This window comes from Achromobacter sp. JCM 18799 (genome assembly GCF_055395645.1).
In genome coordinates, this window is sequence record NZ_AP043866.1 from 310,729 (window position 1) to 327,028 (window position 16,300).

Below are 16,300 nucleotides of genomic sequence, written 5' to 3' on the forward strand. Positions count from 1 at the left end.
GCGACCGTCAAGCAAGGAGGGCATCATGCCTATAAGCGACTACGAAATGGTGAAGGCCTGGCAGCAGGTATTGACCCTGTCCAAGCTGCAAGCGGGGCAGACCGTCACGGTGCTGACCAGCGCGGCTACCCATCCGCAAACCCTGGCGACGGCGTTGATCGCGACGCAAGCCATGGGCGCCATCGTGAACCGTCTGGACCTGCCGCCCGTCAATGGCGAGCGGGCGCTGAGCCGGGACTCGCTGGCCTACCTGGGCACCACGCCGTTGACCGGCAACAAGGCCGCCATTGCGGCCCTGAAGGAAAGCGACCTGGTGCTGGACCTGATGACGCTGCTGTTCTCCCCGGAACAGCACGAGATCCTGGCCACCGGCACCAAGATCCTGCTGGCGGTGGAGCCGCCGGAAGTGCTGGCGCGGCTGGTGCCGACCGAGGCCGACCGCGCGCGGGTCAAGGCGGCGGCCGCGCGCATCGGCGCGGCGCGCGAGATGAGCGTGGTATCGGAGGCGGGTACGGACTTGCGCTGCCCGCTGGGCGAGTTCCCGGCCATCAGCGAGTACGGCTTCGTCGATGAACCCGGGCGCTGGGACCATTGGCCCAGCGGCTTCGTGCTGACCTGGCCGAACGAAGGCGGCGCCAACGGCAAGATCGTGATCGACGTCGGCGACATCCTGCTGCCGCAGAAGCTCTACGTGCGCTCGGCCATCGAGCTGACCGTAGAGAACGGCTACGCCACGCGCATCGACGGCGGCGTGGATGCGGAACTGCTGCGCGAGTACGTGGCCTCGTTCAAGGATCCGGAAGCCTACGCGATTTCGCACATAGGCTGGGGCCTGCAGCCGCGCGCGCACTGGACCACGCTGGGCCTGTACGACCGCGAAGCCACTATAGGCATGGACGCGCGGGCCTATGAGGGCAACTTCCTGTTCTCGCTGGGCCCCAACAACGAAGCGGGCGGCAACCGGACCACCACCTGCCACATCGACATCCCCCTGCGCGCCTGCACGGTGCGGCTGGACGGGGAAGACGTAGTGCGCCAGGGCAAGGTGCTGGACGGCGCCGGCCCCCAGGCTTAGCACGCAATCACCGTACTAGGAGTTCCCTACATGAATGACGATATCTCGGCCTACGCGCGCCAGGGCTTCGGCACGGCGATGGCGCCCAAGGCGCCCTACGGCCTGCTGATCGTGGACCTGGTCAACGGCTTTGCCGATCCGGCGGTGTTTGGCGGCGGCAATATCCCCCAGGCCATCGAACAGACCGTGGGCCTGTTGGCGCATGCGCGCAAGCAGGGCTGGCCGGTGGCGCACAGCCGCATCGTGTTCGCCGATGACGACGCGGACCACAACATCTTCACCTTGAAGGTGCCGGGCATGCTGACGCTGAAGGAAGCGGACCACAACAGCGCCATCGTGCCGCTGCTTGCGCCCGCGGCCGGCGAGCTGGTGGTGCGCAAGACGGTGCCCTCGGCGTTCTTCGGCACCAGCCTGGCGGCCTGGCTGTCGCAGCGCGGGGTGCAGACGCTGCTGGTGGCGGGCGCGGTCACCAGCGGCTGCGTGCGGGCCAGCGTCGTGGATGCCATGCAGTACGGCTTCCGGCCGCTGGTGGTGTCGGATTGCGTGGGCGACCGCGCCATCGGCCCGCATGACGCCAACCTCTTCGACATGCAGCAGAAGTACGCCACCGTGCTGACGCGGGACGAAGCCGTGCGCGCCACGCAGGCCTGAACCGGCGCGGCGTGCGGGAAAAAAAAGGGTTGCGCCTCGCCGGCGCAACCCTTTTGTGTTGGTCTCCCGCGTTCTAGACGGGATAGACCAGGTCGTTGGCCAGGATGGTGGTGTCATACACCACCTGCCGTTCCTTCAGCTTGAGCACGCCGTCCTGCCGCGTGTAGCGGTCGTAGTAGGTGCCGGCCAGGTGCAGCGTGGTGGGGCCTTCCACCAGCGTCTGCATCAGCATGAACGCGGCCTGGGACTCGATCTCGCCGTTGGCGGATTCGCTGATGACGCGGGTATTGCTGACCAGATGCAGCATGTAGCGCGGGGCGAACATCTGGGTGCGTGAAATGGCCACGGCGCGGTCATGCATCATGGCGCGGCCTTCGGAGTACACCAGGCCGACGGGCAGGCCCAGTTCGGCGTTCTCGCGCGCGGTGACGCGGTACAGGCCGTCCTCGGTGAAGAAGTCCGGCCAGGCCTCGACCTGGCCCGCATCCAGGGCGGCGCAGTAGTCGGCGTGGAATTCCTCGATCTCCAGTCGCAGCGCGATGGCGCGCGCGGGATCGATCTTGCGGGGGGAGTATTCGAATCGGGTTCTCATGTTTCCTGGTTCCTGCCTCAGAAGCCCATCACGCTGCGGTAATAGCTGTACATGGAGCGGATCGCGGCTTCCGAGATCAGCGTGTTGGAGGTGCCTTGCTTGCCGGACTCCAGCTTCAGCACGTTGACGTCGGTGCTGGCGCGGCGCACGCCTTCCTGCACGAACTTCATGGCTTCGTTGTCCTCCAGGCCGAGGAAGCCCGCCGGCCCCATCAGGTTGCCCTGGCGCAGACGGTGGCGCTCCATCTCGGGCGTGTCGTCCTCGTAGCCGAACATGGTCCATTGCATGATCATGCTGTCGGGTCCGTTGGGCACGATCTGGCGCACGCCCAGCGTGTTCATTTCACGTTGCACGATCAGGTTGGGCCAGACGGTCTGCATGGTGACCGACCAGGGCGAATCGAATTCCTTGACGAACTCCAGGAAGCGGTCGTCCTGCAGGTGCAGGCCATCGTGGAAGGAGCGCATTTCCTTCTTGTTCTCTTCGCTGACGTTGGCGTATTTGTCCTCGCTCTTGGCCGAGGCCATGGTGCCGTGGCGGCCATGCACCGGGTCGACCAGCATGGCGGACTTGTTGCCCGCCACCAGCAGCCCGAACACCACCAGGAACGAATGCAGCAGCGTCGCGTGGTACGGATCCTTCAGGTTCTCGTGGTACATCTTCCAGTTGCACGGCAGCTCGTTGCGGTAGTAGCCGTGGATCTTGAGCTTCTTGCCCGGGAAGACGGTATCGAAATCGGCCAGGATCTCCGGCGTCAGGTATTCCTCGATGGGTTCGACCTCATCGCTGTAGGACGCGAAGATGACGCCGTTGCGCGTGGTGACGCGCAGCTTGCGCAGGCCGTGGTCTTCGTTCTTGAAGTCCTTGGGCATGCCGCCTTCGCGGTTCACGCCGCGCTTGAAAGGGATGCCCTGCAGATTGCCCTTGAGGTCGTAGGACCACTGGTGGTAGGGGCAGACGAATTCCTTGGCGTTGCCCTGGCTGTGGCGGCAGAACTCCGCGCCGCGGTGGGCGCAGCGGTTCTCGAACACATTTACCGAGCCATCTTCGGCGCGCGACACCACCACCGGGGTCGGCCCGACGTAGGACCGCTTGTAGTCGCCCGCGTTCGGCAGCTCGGCTTCCAGGGCCACGTAGTTCCAGGTCTTGCCGTGAAAGATCTTCTCCACTTCCTGGTCGTAGACGGCGCGGCTGGTGTAGACCCAGTCCGGGATGTAGTGCAGCGCGTCTTCCGGCCAGACACAGTCGGCCAGGGCAGTGTCCTTGGACGCCATCGTAAGGCCGATGACGGTTTGCGATTGATACATGAAAAGCTCCTGTCGATGCGGGGGCGGTATTGGTGGGGTTCAGGACGCGGCGGCGTTCTGCTGGCAGGCTTTCACCAGCGGCTTGAGCGCCACGGTTTCGTCGGCGTAGCGCTCGGGATCGATGGCGATGCCTTGTTCGAACAGCACGCGCAGCTGGCGCAGGTCGCCGCCGGCGTTGATGGCGATGGCATGCACCGGCACGCCGTCGCGGTGGCCAAGCCAGATGAACTTGGGCGCCTCGGCCTGCGCTTGGGGCACGCCGCGGCAGGCATAGACGAGGTCCGGCTGGGGCAGGCCCAGCATCTGCACGTTGCAGCCGTATTGGTCGGTCCAGAACCACGGATAGGGCTCGGCCGGCGCGGGCTGGTCCAGCATGCCGGCCGCGGCCGCGCGCGCCTGTTCGTTGGCGTTCTGCCAGGATTCCAGCCGCAGCGCCATGTTCAGGTGGCGCCGGTGCTGGCTGGCGCAATCGCCGGCCGCATATAGATAAGGGTCGCTGCTGCGGCAGGCGGCGTCCACCGCGATGCCGCCATTGGCGGGGTCCAGCGCCAGGCCGGCCTGCGCGGCCAGCGACACGTCGGGCACCAGGCCGATGGCCACGACCACCACGTCGGCATCGATGGAGGAGGCGTCCTGCAATCCAATGTTGAAGCGCGCCTGATGCCGCACAGCGGTATCCGCATGGGGCTGCCAGTCGGTGCGGACAATGCGCGCATCCAGGCGCAGGTCCACGCCGGCGTGGCGGACGCGTTCGGCCAGCCAATCCGACAGGGCCGCGGGCAGCACGCGTTCCAGCAGGCGAGGCGCGCTTTCCAGCACGGTGACTGCGGCGCCCAGGGCGCGTGCGGTGGACGCCACCTCCAGGCCCAGGAAGCCGCCGCCGATGACGGCTACGCGCGCCTGCGGCGTAAGGCCGGCGCGCAGCGCCGCGGCATCGTCCAGCGTCCTGATGTAATGCACGCCCGGCGTGCCGCGCGGCAGGCTGGGCAGTTCGCGCGCGCGCCCGCCGGTGGCGAGCAGGCAGCGGCTATAGGGGAGGCTGCGGCCGTCGGCCAGTTCGACCAGGCGCTTGGCAGCGTCGATCCGCAAGGCCTCGATGCCGGTCAGCAGGGTGACGCCTTGCTGTTCATAGAAGTCTTGGGGGTGCACTGCGGTCTGGCCGTGCGCGCCGGGGTTCTGCAGCACGTCCTTGGACAGGGGCGGACGCTCGTAGGGCGCGTGCGCTTCCTGGCCGATCAGCGTGATGGGGCCAGCGTGGCCCAGGCCGCGCAGCGTGGCCGCCGCCACCGCGCCGGTCTGGCCGGCGCCGATGATGAGGATCGGATCTGCGTCAGCCATGGTCAGCCTTGCAGGTTGGCATAGATGTCCTGGCCTTCGACCTTGACCGGATAGATGCGGATGCCGGTGGTGGCGGGCGCGCACATGGCCTGGCCGGTGCGGATGTCGAATTTGGCCTGGTGCAGCGGACATTCGATGCAGCCGTCTTCCAGATAGCCGTCCGACAGCAGCGCGTAGGCGTGGGTACAGACATTGTCGGAGGCGTGGAACTCGCCTTCGATGCGATACAGCGCAAGCTGTTTTTCGCCGGCGGCGACGGGGATCACCTCGTCGTCTTCGGTCAGTTGGTCGGTAGAGGCAATGCGGATCCAGTTCATATCAACTCGCTCGTCAGTATACTGAGTAATTGTCGTCAGTGTACTGCCTAAAAAAACAAGTCAGGAGCTAGGGATTTCCCCGACAGGCGACGGGTCGAAGGGCGGCGGCGGGGGCCTATTATGCACGGCGTTCGCAGCCCGCAATCGCGGCCGTCCGCTATATGTAAGGAGTACCCGCAAATAGCCCTCGGAGTCGTGAAAAAAATTCGCCGAAATGAGTGCAAACCCAGGCGTTTCGCGGGCGTCGGCAGTGGGGATTTACCTTGTTGACACTCAAAATTACTGTCAGTATGCTGATCAACAATTCAGTGTGCTAACGTTTTTTTCGGGTGTACGCGAGTGGCGTTGGCATGAGTTGAGGCGGGTCCAAGGGGACTCAATCGAACCAGATCGGGAGCAATGAATGCAACGACGCCGTTTCCTCGCACAAGCCGCCGGCGCAGCCGGCGCGGGCCTCGCCACTGTGGGCATGCCTGCCGTGGCGCAATCCGCGCCGTCGGTGCGCTGGCGCATGTCCACCAGCTGGCCCAAGAGCCTGGACACCATCTACGGCTCGGCCGAAGAACTCTGCAAGCGCGTGGCGCAGCTGACCGACGGCAAGTTCGAGATCCGCGCCTTTCCCGGCGGCGAACTGGTGCCCGCGGCGCAGAACATGGACGCGGTCAGCAATGGCACGGTGGAATGCAACCACGTGCTGAGCACGGCCTACATCGGCAAGAACACCGCCCTGACGTTCGACACCGGCCTGTCCTTCGGCCTGAGCGCGCGCCAGCACAACGCCTGGATCGCCTACGGCGGCGGCTTGAAGATGCTGCGCGCGCTCTACAAGAAGTACAACATCGTCAACCACGTCTGTGGCAACGTCGGCGTGCAGATGGGCGGCTGGTACCGCAAGGAAATCAAGTCCGTCGCCGACCTGAAGGGCCTGAACATGCGCATCGGCGGCATCGGCGGCATGGTGCTGTCCAAGCTGGGCGCGGTGCCGCAGCAGATCCCGCCGGGCGACATCTATCCCGCGCTGGAAAAGGGCACCATCGACGCGGCCGAATGGATCGGCCCCTACGACGACGAGAAGCTGGGCTTCAACAAGGTGGCGCCGTACTACTACTCGCCGGGCTGGTTCGAAGGCAGCGCCTCGATCACCAGCATGGTGCACGACAAGGCATGGGAAGCCCTGCCGCCGGCCTACCAGGCCGCGTTCGAGGCGGCGGCCGGCGAGCAGACCATGCGCATGCTGGCCAATTACGATGCGCGCAATCCGCTGGCGCTGCGCAAGCTGATTGCCGGCGGCGCCAAGGTCAGCTTCTTCCCCAAGGAAGTGATGGACGCGGCGTACAACGCCTCGCAGGAACTGTGGGTCGAGCTCTCGGCCAAGAACCCGGACTTTGCCGCCATCTTCCCCGATTGGAAGAAATTCCAGGCCGAGCAGGCGGCCTGGTTCCGCGTGGCTGAAAGCCCGCTGGACAACTACACCTTCGCCGCCGTGGCGAAGGCCCAGGCCAAATAACAAGCAGGAGATAAAGGGTAGTCATGACGACAGCAAACGCCGATACGCACGGCCGGCCAGGCAAGCCGCAGGGAGTAGGCGCGCGGGTGCCGCGCAAGGAGGACGCGCGCCATCTGCACGGCAAGGGCAATTTCGTGGCCGACATGGCCATGCCCGGTCTCTGCGAGGTGGCTTTCCTGCGCAGTCCGCTGGCGCATGCGCGCATCGCCTCGGTGCGCGTGGCCGAGCAGATCGCGGACAAGGCGTTTGTGCGTCAGGCCATGGCCGACGCGCGCGACATCGTGGCGGATTCCACCTTGCCCAGCTACCAGGTCTCGGCCCAGCCGCCGCTGGCCTCGGGCAAGGTGCGCTTCGTGGGCGAGCCCGTGGCCATGGTGTTCGCGCCGACCCGCGCCGAAGCCGAGGACTACGCCGAGATGATCGAGGTCGACTACGACGATCTGCCGGTGTATGCGGACGTCGTCAGCGCCCAGGCCGCCCAGGGCGATTTCGTGCACGAGCAGTGGCGCGACAATGTCTTCGTCACGCTCAACGTCGACAAGCAGTTCGACGAGCTGGCGGCGCAGGCCGACGTGGTCGTGCGCCGCAAGATCGACCTGTCGCGGCAATGCATGGTGCCGATGGAAGGAAAGGCCGTGCTGGCCTACTGGGACCATCAGGCCGACCAGCTGGTGGTGGTCAGCGCGACCCAGGTGCCGCATATGATCCGCAGCGTGCTGGCCCAGTGCCTGGACCTGGAGCAGGGCCGGGTGCGGGTGGTGTCGCCGGACGTGGGCGGCGCCTTCGGCTACAAGTGCGTGCTGCAGCAGGAAGAGCTGTGCGTGGCCTGGCTGGCCAAGACCTTCAAGAAGCCGTTCCGCTTCATCGAAGACCGCCGCGAACACCTGACCGCGGGCGCCAATTCGCGCGAGCACCATTATGAAATGGTGGCCTACGCCGACCGCCGCGGCAAGCTGCTGGCGCTGGACGCCAAGATCACCATCGACGGCGGGGCCTATTCGGTCTGGCCGTTCACCATCGGCCTGGAACCGGGCCAGGCCATCGGCAACCTGCCGGGACCTTATGCATTCAAGGGCTATCGCTGCGTGACGCGGGCGGTGGCCACCAACAAGCCGGGCTTCGTGCCGTATCGCGGCGTGGCGCGCACCGGCGTGTGTTTCGCCATGGAACTGACGATGGACGCGATCGCCCGCGAGGTCGGGCGCGAGCCTTGGGAAATCCGCCAGGAGAACCTGGTGCAGGGCGAGCAGATGCCCTATGTCAACGTCACCGGCAAGCACCTGGACAGCGGCGATTATCCGGCCAGCCTGCAGCAGGCCATGGACATGATAGGGGTGGACGCCGTCCGCGAGCGTCAGCGCCAAGGCGAGGCGGACGGCCGCCTCATCGGCGTGGGCCTGGCGACGTACACCGAGCAGGCCGCGCATGGCACTTCGGTGTTCGCCGCCTGGGGCACGCCCGTGATACCGGGCTTCGACCAGGCGACCGCGCGGGTCACGCCGGACGGCGGGCTGGAACTGCGGGTCGGCGTGCATTCACACGGGCAGGGCATGGAAACCACCTTCGCCCAGATCGCCAATGAGATCCTGGGCGTGGACGTCGCCAGCATCAAGCTGCTGCACGGCGATACGGGGCAGACGCCGTTTTCCACCGGGACCTACGCCTCGCGTTCGCTGGTGATGTCCGGCGGCGCCGTGTCGCAGGCCTGCAAGCGCCTGCTGCCGCGGCTCACGCATATCGGCGCGCATCTGCTGCAGGCCGACCCCGCCAGCGTGGCCTGGAACGGCGACCGGCTGGAAGCCGGCGGCAAATCGGTGTCGGTCAAGGACGTGGCCGACGCATGGTACTTGCGGCCGCAATTGCTGCCGCCCGACGTGGACCCCGCCGGCCTGGAAGTCACCGTGGGCTACAAGCCCAAGGTCGACACCGGCTGTTTCACCTATGCCACCCATGCGGCGGTGGTGGCGGTGGACCCGGGCACGGGCGGCGTGGAAATTCTGGATTATGTAGTGGTGGAGGACTGCGGGACCATGATCAACCCCATGGTGGTCGAAGGCCAGACCATAGGCGGCGTGGCCCAGGGCATAGGCACCGCGTTCTACGAGGAAACGCCTTACGACGACAACGGCCAGCCGCTGGCTTCGACCCTGGCGGACTACATGCTGCCTGGGGCCACCGAGGTTCCGAACATGCGCCTGCACCACTTCGAGACGCCGTCGCCGCATACCGAATTCGGCGCCAAGGGCATGGGCGAGGGCGGCGCCATCGCGCCGCCGGCGGTGCTGTTCAATGCGGTCAACGACGCGCTGCGGCCGTTGGGCGCGGCCGAACTGCTGCGCACGCCCTTGTCTCCGACCCGGGTGCTGGCCGCCATCGCTCAGGGCAGCCGCAAAACCGCAACCGTCGCCGCGGAGGTGACGGCATGAAGGCCGCCGCATTCGAATATTCTCGCCCGGACACGCTGCAGGACGCCTTGCGGGCGCTGCGCGGGCACGAGGGCCGCGCCAAGCTAATGGCCGGCGGCCAATCGCTGGGTCCCATGTTGAACCTGCGCCTGGCGCGTCCGCCCGTCGTCATCGACATCTCCGGTTTGTCCGAACTGCGCACGGTCTCGCGGCAGGATGGCAGGCTGCGCGTCGGCGCGGCCGTGACCCATGCCGAGATCGAGGACGGCGTGCACGAACTGTTGCGCGGGACGCCCATGCAGCAGGTGGCGCCGGGCATCGCCTATCGCGCCATCCGCAACCGCGGCACGCTGGGCGGCAGCCTGGCGCATGCCGATCCGGCCGCCGACTGGGTGCTGACCGTGGTCGGCCTGGGCGCGACGCTGGAGATCGCCGGGCCGGACGGCGTGCGCATGCTGCCGGCGGAAGACTACATGCAGGGCGCCTACACCACCGGGCTGCGTGAAGACGAGCTGATCGCCGCGGTGCACATCCCGGAAGCCGGGCCGCAGGCGCGCTGGGGCTACTACAAGTTCTGCCGCAAGACCGGCGAATTCGCCGAGGCCAGTTGCGCCGCGTGGTTCGATCCGTCCTCGAAGACGGCGCGCATCGCGGTGGGGGCCCTGGACGGCGCGCCCAGATTGCTGCCCCAACTGGCCGCGCGCATCGCGCAGCACGGACTGACGGGCCTGGATGAAGCGCTGCTGGCCAGCGAGCTGGCCGGCGTCATGCAGGACAAGGATGAACACCATCGCAAGCTGCACGGGACCGCGGTGACGCGCTGCCTGGCGCAGGCCTTGGGTTGACAGGAATGAGCATGGTTCAGGTGACATTGGAAGTAAACGGCAAGCGCGTGTCGCACGAGGCGCCAGCGCGCATGCATCTGGGGGATTTCCTGCGGGATCAGGCGCGCCTGACCGGCACCCATCTTGGCTGCGAGCACGGCGTCTGCGGCGCCTGCACGGTGCTGGTGGATGGCGCGCCGGTGCGCTCCTGTATCTCCTTCGCAGTGGCCTGCGAAGGCCGGCAGGTGACCACCATCGAAGGCTATGACGCCGATCCGGTGATGCAGCGGCTGCGCGCGGCCTTTACCAGGCACCACGCCTTGCAATGCGGTTATTGCACCCCGGGCATGCTGGCGACCTCGCGCGATATCGTGCTGCGCTTGCCGGATGCGGACGAAGGCCGGGTGCGTGTCGAGCTGTCCGGCAATCTGTGCCGCTGCACCGGCTACATGGGCATCGTCGCCGCCGTCATGTCGGTGCTGGCCGAGCTCCGGGAACAACCCGACCCCGCGGTAGAGGCGCTGCGCGCCGCCCAGGCGCAGGGCCGCGGCGCCGCGCCTGCGGCGGAAAAGCCGGTGGCGTTCGCGGGGTTCACGCCGGCCGCGGCCAGCCAGCCGGCTGCAAGCGCCGCTGCGGCGCCGGCTCCGGCAGCCGCCCCGGCCGGTAGGAAGGAAGGCAAGAAGGAAGGCCGTGGCAGCCAGATCGACGGCGGCTTCAAGGTGCCTTTCCCGGCTGCGGAGGTCTGGGCCTTCATGGTGGATCTGCCGGCCCTGGCCAGCTGCCTGCCGGGCGCCTCGATCGAGGAGCACGAGGGCGACCGGGTCAAGGGCAAGATCGCGATCAAGTTCGGCCCCATGTCCGCCGCCTTCAATGGCGCGGCCCGCCTGGAACGCGACGACGCCGCCATGCAGGCGGTGTTCCGCGGGGCAGGGCAGGACTCGCTCAGCCAGTCGCGCGCCAACGGCGACATCACGTATCGCGTGGAGGCGCTGTCGCCTACGGAAACGCAGGTCCACGTGAACCTGCTGTATTCGCTGCAGGGACCGTTGGCGCAGTTCTCGCGTTCCGGCCTGGTGCAGGACTTCGTGCGCCGCATGATCGCGGATTTCGGCAACAACGTTACCGCCCGGCTGCGCCGGCCCGCCGCCGCGGGCGAAGCGCCGGTCCAGGCCAGTTTCAATCCCACGGCCATGTTCTTCAGCGTGCTGTGGGCGCGCATCAAGCGGTGGTTCGGCCGCGGCGGCTGAACACGCGTGGTACCGGCGGCCGCGGGCGCGGCCGCACAGTGTCGACACATAACGGGGAAAATCATGCTCGCGGTATTCGCAAGAAACTGGCGCAACGCATTGTTGGGCCTGGCCGCTGTCGCGCTCAGCGCGCCCGCCTGGTCCCAGGCTTTGGAGCCTTTGAAGGTGCGGCTGGACTGGACGCCCTGGGGCGTGCACGGCGCGTTCCACCTGGCGCAGCAGAAAGGCTGGTACAAGCAGGCCGGCCTGGACGTGACGCTGGAAGACGGCAACGGATCCGTCACGACGGTGCAGATCGTCGGCGCCGGCGACAGCTTCGACCTGGGCCATGCCGCCCTGGCTTCGGCCATGATCGCCCGCGAGAAAGGCATGCCGGTCAAGGCCGTGGCCGTTTTCGCCCGGCAGAGCGATATCGGGCTGCTGGTCCCGGCCGACGCCGGCATCACCGGCCCGGCGCAGCTCAAGGGCAAGAAGGTGGCCTATACGGCGGGCTCGCTGGAAGCGCCGTTCATCGACGCCTTCCTGGCCGCGGGCAAGCTCAAGAAGAGCGATCTGGAACTCATCAACGTGGATGCCGCCAGCAAGGCATCGACCTATGCCGTGGGACGGGCCGACGCGGCATTCTCCACCATTCCGTTCTTCCTGCCCGTGGTGTCGCAGAACCGCCCGTCCAGCGCGGTGCGCTTCGCCGATTACGGCCTGAACATGCCCAGCTTCGGCCTGTTTGCCAATGAGTCCAAGCTGGCACAGCGGCGCGATGCCATCGCGCGCTTTGCCAGCGTCAGCGCGCGGGCCTGGGAGTACATCTACGCGGGACACCAGGACGAGGCGGTCGCCGCCATCCTGGCGCAGCGGCCGCAGGCGCGGCTGGACAAGAAGGTGCTGCGCGGGCAGATCGACGCCTTGCAGCCGTACTTCGGCCAGCCGGCGGCGGGCGCGCGGCTGGGCGCCATCGTGCCGCAGGACTGGACGCAGGCCGTAACGACCTTGTCGACGGTCGGGTTGATCAGCGCCAGCGCGCAGCCCGCCACGTTCTATGCGCCCGACCTGGTGCATCCGGAACGCTACGACAGCCTGGTGCAGCCATGACGCAATGGGCCGTGTCCGCCAAGGACGTGCGCAAGCGCTACCCGGGCGCGGCAGGCGTCGAAGCGCTGGCGTCGGTGTCGGTAGACGTGCCGCGCGGCCGCTTCGTCAGCATCCTGGGACCCAGCGGCTGCGGCAAGAGCACGTTCCTGCGTTGCGTGGCCGGGCTGGAGACTGTCTCCAGCGGCGAGCTGCGGGTGGAGGGCGTGCCGGTGCAGGGGCCGCCGGACGGCATGGGCATGGTGTTCCAGCGCGACGCGCTGCTGGAATGGCGCAGCGTGCGCCGCAACATCCTGCTGCCGGTGGAATTCGCACACAAGCCGGTGGCCGCCTATGCCGACAAGGTGCGCGCGCTGCTGGCCCTGACCGGGCTGGAGAAGTTCGCCGAGAGCTACCCGCGCGAGTTGTCCGGCGGCATGCGCCAGCGCGCCGCCATCTGCCGGGCGCTGGTGGACGATCCGAAGCTGCTGCTCATGGACGAACCCTTCGGCGCGCTGGATGCGCTGACGCGCGACCAGATGAACGTCGAGCTGCAGCGGATCTGGATGGAAACCCGCAACACGGTGCTGTTCGTGACGCACGGCATCGCCGAGGCCGTGTTCCTGGGCGACGTGGTGATGGTGTTCTCGCCGCGCCCGGGCCGCATCCTCGAAACCATAGAAATCGACCTGCCGCGGCCCCGGCCGCTGGCGCTGCGCGAGACGCCGCAATTCGGCGAATACGTGCGGCACATCCGCGGCATGTTCCAGAGCATGGGCCTGATAGACGAGGGCGCGCGCGCCGCGTCCGGCGTGGAGTCCGTCCAATGAGCGCGCTCTTGAAAGGCGCGGGCCGGCGCATGGCCGGGCTGGTGTCGGTGTTGGTCTTCCTGCTGCTGTGGGAAGCCGCGGCGCGGATTTTCCATGTGCGCGCCATCATGCTGCCGCTGCCTGGCCAGGTGGCGCTGGAGCTGGCCGCGGAATGGAGCTGGTACGCCGGCCATGCCGCCTACACGCTGATGACCACGCTGGCCGGCTTTGCGCTGGCGGTGGTGGCCGGCGTCGCGATCGCCGTCATGCTGGTGGGATCGCGTTGGTTCGAACGCTTCATCTATCCCTTGATCGTGGCCCTGAACAGCGTGCCCAAGGTCGCCATCGCGCCCTTGTTCGTGATCTGGATGGGCACGGGCGCCGAACCCAAGATCGCCATTGCCTTCCTGATCGCCGTGTTCGCGATGATCGTGGACACCGTCCACGGCCTGCGCTCGGTGCCGCAGGACGTGCTGGACCTGGGCCGCGTGCTGAAAGGTTCGCGCCGCGATTTCTTCTTCAAGGTGCGGCTGCCGAGCGCGCTGCCTTCGATCCTGGCGGGCATGAAGGTCTCGATTTCGCTGGCGCTGGTGGGCGCCATCGTCGGCGAGTTCGTCTCCTCGCAGCGCGGTTTGGGCTACGTGATCATGAGCGCCCAGGGCACCTTCGACACGGTGCGGGTGTTCGCCGCGATCTTCGTGCTGGCCCTGATGGGCATGCTGCTGTTCGCCTTGCTGGGGTGGCTGGAAAGGCGCGTGACGCCCTGGCTGCGCCACCACCGCGAAGACGACTGACAGGTTCAAGCCCGGGGCACCACGGGCTGAATGTGGGGCAGGTGCGTGATTAGAAACGATTCTGGGGAAAACAGATGCAAGCACTACTCGCCTTGTCGCGTGGCATAGACGCGATCAATCTGCGCATGGGCCGGGCCGTGTCCTGGGTCACGCTGCTGGTTGTGCTGGTGAGCGCCGGCAACGCCATCATGCGCAAGATATTCCATGACAGCTCGAACGCCTGGCTGGAGCTGCAGTGGTACATGTTCGGCGCCATGTTCCTGCTGACCGCAGGCTACACGCTGCTGAAGAACGACCACGTCAGGGTGGACATCATTGCGTCGCGGCTGTCGCGCCGCGCCCAGATCGGGATCGAGATCTTCGGCGTGCTGTTCTTCCTGCTGCCCGCCTGCCTGCTGATCATGTACCTGTCCTGGCCGGTGTTCATGGATTCGTACCTCAGCAACGAGCATTCCTCCAATTCCGGCGGACTGATCCGCTGGCCGGTCAAGCTGTTGATTCCGGTGGGCTTCGCGCTGCTGGTGCTGGCCGGCGTGTCGCACCTGATCAAGTGCGTGGGCTTCCTGATGGGACGCTGCCGCGATCCGCGCGAACGCGAAGGCGCCAAGAGCGCGGAAGAAGAACTGGCCGAGGAAATTGCCCGCGAAGCGCAGGCGCGCGAAGCGGCCGCGCAGAACGAACTGGATAAGAAGGGCCGCTGATCATGGAGTTTCTCATTGCCAATCTGGCGCCGATCATGTTCGCGACGCTGATTATCTTTCTTCTGTTGGGCTTTCCGGTGGCGTTCGCGCTGGCGGCCAACGGCATTCTGTTCGGCCTGGTCGGCATGGAGCTGGGTCTGCTCAACTCCTCGCTGTTCCAGGCGCTGCCGCAGCGCGTGTTCGGCATCATTTCCAACGACACGCTGCTGGCGGTGCCGTTCTTCACGCTGATGGGCCTGGTGCTGGAACGATCCGGCATGGCCGAGGACCTGTTGGAGACCATAGGCCAGCTGTTCGGCTCGATCCGTGGCGGCCTGGCCATCGCGGTGGTCTTCGTGGGCGCTATGTTGGCGGCGACCACGGGCGTGGTGTCGGCCTCGGTCATTTCCATGGGCTTGATCTCGCTGCCCATCATGTTGCGCAACGGCTACGACCGCAAACTGGCCAGCGGCGTGATCGCGGCGTCCGGCACGCTGTCGCAGATCATTCCGCCTTCGCTGGTGCTCATCATCCTGGCGGACCAGCTTGGACGTTCCATCGGCGACATCTACCGCGCCGCCATGGTGCCGGGCTTCATCCTGGCGGGCCTGTACATCGTCTACGTCGTCATCATGAGCCTGCTGAAGCCGGATTCGGCGCCCGCGCTGCCGGAAGAGGCGCGCCGCTTCCAGGAGCCGAACGGCGGCCGCGGCGGACGTTCACTGCTGGTGCTGATGACGATTTCCGCCGTGTCGGCCTACTTCCTGGGACTCTGGGTCGAGAACAACACCGCGCCGATGGACGAGCGCATCGTGGTGGCGCTGCTGTTCTGGGGCGCGACCGCCTTCGTCATCGCGCTGGTGAACAAGGCGCTGGGCCTGGGCCTGCTGTCGGCCCTGGCCGAACGCGTAACCTTCGTGATGATCCCGCCGCTGGCGCTGATCTTCCTGGTGCTGGGCACCATCTTCATCGGCGTGGCCACGCCCACGGAAGGCGGCGCCATGGGCGCGGTGGGCGCCATCCTGATGGCGGTGGCGCGCCGCCGCCTGTCGCTGGACCTGCTCAAGCAGGCCATGGACACGACCACCAAGCTGTCCTGCTTCGTGGTGTTCATCCTGGTGGGTTCCACCGTGTTCGGCCTGACCTTCCGCGCCGTCAACGGCGACCTGTGGGTCGAGCATCTGCTGACCGGCCTGCCGGGCGGACAGTGGGGCTTCCTGATCGTGGTCAGCATCCTGACCTTCGTGCTGGCCTTCTTCCTGGACTTCTTCGAACTGGCGTTCATCATCGTGCCGCTGCTGGGGCCGGTGGCCGACAAGCTGGGCATCGACCTGATCTGGTTCGGCGTGATCCTGGCCGTCAACATGCAGACCTCGTTCATGCACCCGCCGTTCGGCTTCGCGCTGTTCTACCTGCGATCCGTGGCGCCGCGCGACCGCTACAAGGACCGGGTCACGGGCAAGATGATCGAGCCGGTCACCACGGGACAGATCTATTGGGGTTCGGTGCCGTTCATCGTGATCCAGCTGTTGATGGTGGCCGCGGTGATGGCGTTCCCGGGCATGGTGATGCACTACAAGGGCACGGCCGCCGTCGTCGATCCCAGTTCGGTTTCGCTGGAGGTCGGGGGCAGCGGCTACGGGGGCAGCGCCTACGGCGCGGATGCCAATCCGTTCAAGTGATGCGGCA

At 66.8% G+C, this 16,300-nt stretch carries 15 protein-coding genes; 11 read left to right on the forward strand and 4 right to left on the reverse strand.

Features of this window, described 5'->3' with window-relative positions:
• The first annotated feature begins 25 nt into the window (after positions 1-25).
• Positions 26-1,075 (forward strand): hypothetical protein, encoded by a 1,050-nt coding sequence (locus tag ACZ5YA_RS01745; protein WP_059378448.1) that lies wholly within the window; start codon positions 26-28, stop codon positions 1,073-1,075.
• A gap of 30 nt (positions 1,076-1,105) precedes the next feature.
• Positions 1,106-1,726, forward strand: coding sequence for an N-carbamoylsarcosine amidohydrolase (locus tag ACZ5YA_RS01750; protein WP_251880699.1), 621 nt, complete (start codon positions 1,106-1,108; stop codon positions 1,724-1,726).
• Positions 1,727-1,799: 73 nt separating this feature from the next.
• Here ACZ5YA_RS01750 and ACZ5YA_RS01755 read toward each other — a convergent pair whose 3' ends face one another.
• From ACZ5YA_RS01755 to ACZ5YA_RS01770, 4 genes are read right to left on the reverse strand one after another with little or no spacing between them, the layout of a single operon-like run.
• Entirely contained in the window at positions 1,800-2,318 is a 519-nt protein-coding gene (locus ACZ5YA_RS01755; RefSeq protein WP_059378451.1) for an aromatic-ring-hydroxylating dioxygenase subunit beta, read from the reverse strand.
• 17 nt (positions 2,319-2,335) lie between these two features.
• Positions 2,336-3,625: an aromatic ring-hydroxylating dioxygenase subunit alpha gene (locus ACZ5YA_RS01760; protein ID WP_059378452.1), complete on the reverse strand. Its 1,290-nt coding sequence runs from the start codon at positions 3,623-3,625 to the stop codon at positions 2,336-2,338.
• A 39-nt stretch (positions 3,626-3,664) separates the two neighbouring features.
• Positions 3,665-4,963: an NAD(P)/FAD-dependent oxidoreductase gene (locus tag ACZ5YA_RS01765; protein WP_464091921.1), complete on the reverse strand. Its 1,299-nt coding sequence runs from the start codon at positions 4,961-4,963 to the stop codon at positions 3,665-3,667.
• 2 nt (positions 4,964-4,965) lie between these two features.
• Positions 4,966-5,280 carry a non-heme iron oxygenase ferredoxin subunit gene (locus ACZ5YA_RS01770; protein WP_054459045.1) on the reverse strand — a complete coding sequence of 105 codons (315 nt, stop codon included), beginning with the start codon at positions 5,278-5,280 and terminating at the stop codon, positions 4,966-4,968.
• 403 nt (positions 5,281-5,683) lie between these two features.
• Here ACZ5YA_RS01770 and ACZ5YA_RS01775 point away from each other — a divergent pair, with 403 nt between their 5' ends.
• The 9 genes from ACZ5YA_RS01775 to ACZ5YA_RS01815 all read left to right on the forward strand — a co-directional run bounded on the left by ACZ5YA_RS01775 (position 5,684) and on the right by ACZ5YA_RS01815 (position 16,293).
• Complete coding sequence (locus ACZ5YA_RS01775; RefSeq protein WP_059378455.1) at positions 5,684-6,787, forward strand: TRAP transporter substrate-binding protein; 1,104 nt, start codon at positions 5,684-5,686, stop codon at positions 6,785-6,787.
• A 23-nt stretch (positions 6,788-6,810) separates the two neighbouring features.
• A complete protein-coding gene (locus tag ACZ5YA_RS01780; protein ID WP_118933892.1) occupies positions 6,811-9,213 on the forward strand; it encodes a xanthine dehydrogenase family protein molybdopterin-binding subunit in 2,403 nt (800 codons plus the stop codon).
• Positions 9,210-10,037 carry an FAD binding domain-containing protein gene (locus tag ACZ5YA_RS01785; protein WP_306632992.1) on the forward strand — a complete coding sequence of 276 codons (828 nt, stop codon included), beginning with the start codon at positions 9,210-9,212 and terminating at the stop codon, positions 10,035-10,037. Before ACZ5YA_RS01780 ends, ACZ5YA_RS01785 begins: the two co-directional genes overlap by 4 nt.
• 5 nt (positions 10,038-10,042) lie before the next feature.
• Entirely contained in the window at positions 10,043-11,263 is a 1,221-nt protein-coding gene (locus ACZ5YA_RS01790) for a xanthine dehydrogenase family Fe-S subunit (protein WP_419342954.1), read from the forward strand.
• Between the two features lie 63 nt (positions 11,264-11,326).
• Entirely contained in the window at positions 11,327-12,352 is a 1,026-nt protein-coding gene (locus ACZ5YA_RS01795) for an ABC transporter substrate-binding protein (protein ID WP_059378459.1), read from the forward strand.
• The gene (locus tag ACZ5YA_RS01800; protein ID WP_059378461.1) at positions 12,349-13,158 is read left to right on the forward strand and encodes an ABC transporter ATP-binding protein; all 810 of its coding nucleotides are present in this window, start codon (positions 12,349-12,351) and stop codon (positions 13,156-13,158) included. The genes ACZ5YA_RS01795 and ACZ5YA_RS01800 overlap by 4 nt, the downstream gene beginning before the upstream one ends.
• Positions 13,155-13,931, forward strand: a complete 777-nt coding sequence (locus ACZ5YA_RS01805) for an ABC transporter permease (RefSeq protein ID WP_175163640.1) — start codon at positions 13,155-13,157, stop codon at positions 13,929-13,931. The genes ACZ5YA_RS01800 and ACZ5YA_RS01805 overlap by 4 nt, the downstream gene beginning before the upstream one ends.
• A 74-nt stretch (positions 13,932-14,005) precedes the next feature.
• Positions 14,006-14,632, forward strand: a complete 627-nt coding sequence (locus ACZ5YA_RS01810) for a TRAP transporter small permease subunit (protein ID WP_118933888.1) — start codon at positions 14,006-14,008, stop codon at positions 14,630-14,632.
• 2 nt (positions 14,633-14,634) lie between these two features.
• Positions 14,635-16,293, forward strand: coding sequence for a TRAP transporter large permease (locus tag ACZ5YA_RS01815; RefSeq protein WP_059378465.1), 1,659 nt, complete (start codon positions 14,635-14,637; stop codon positions 16,291-16,293).
• Positions 16,294-16,300: the final 7 nt, after the last annotated feature.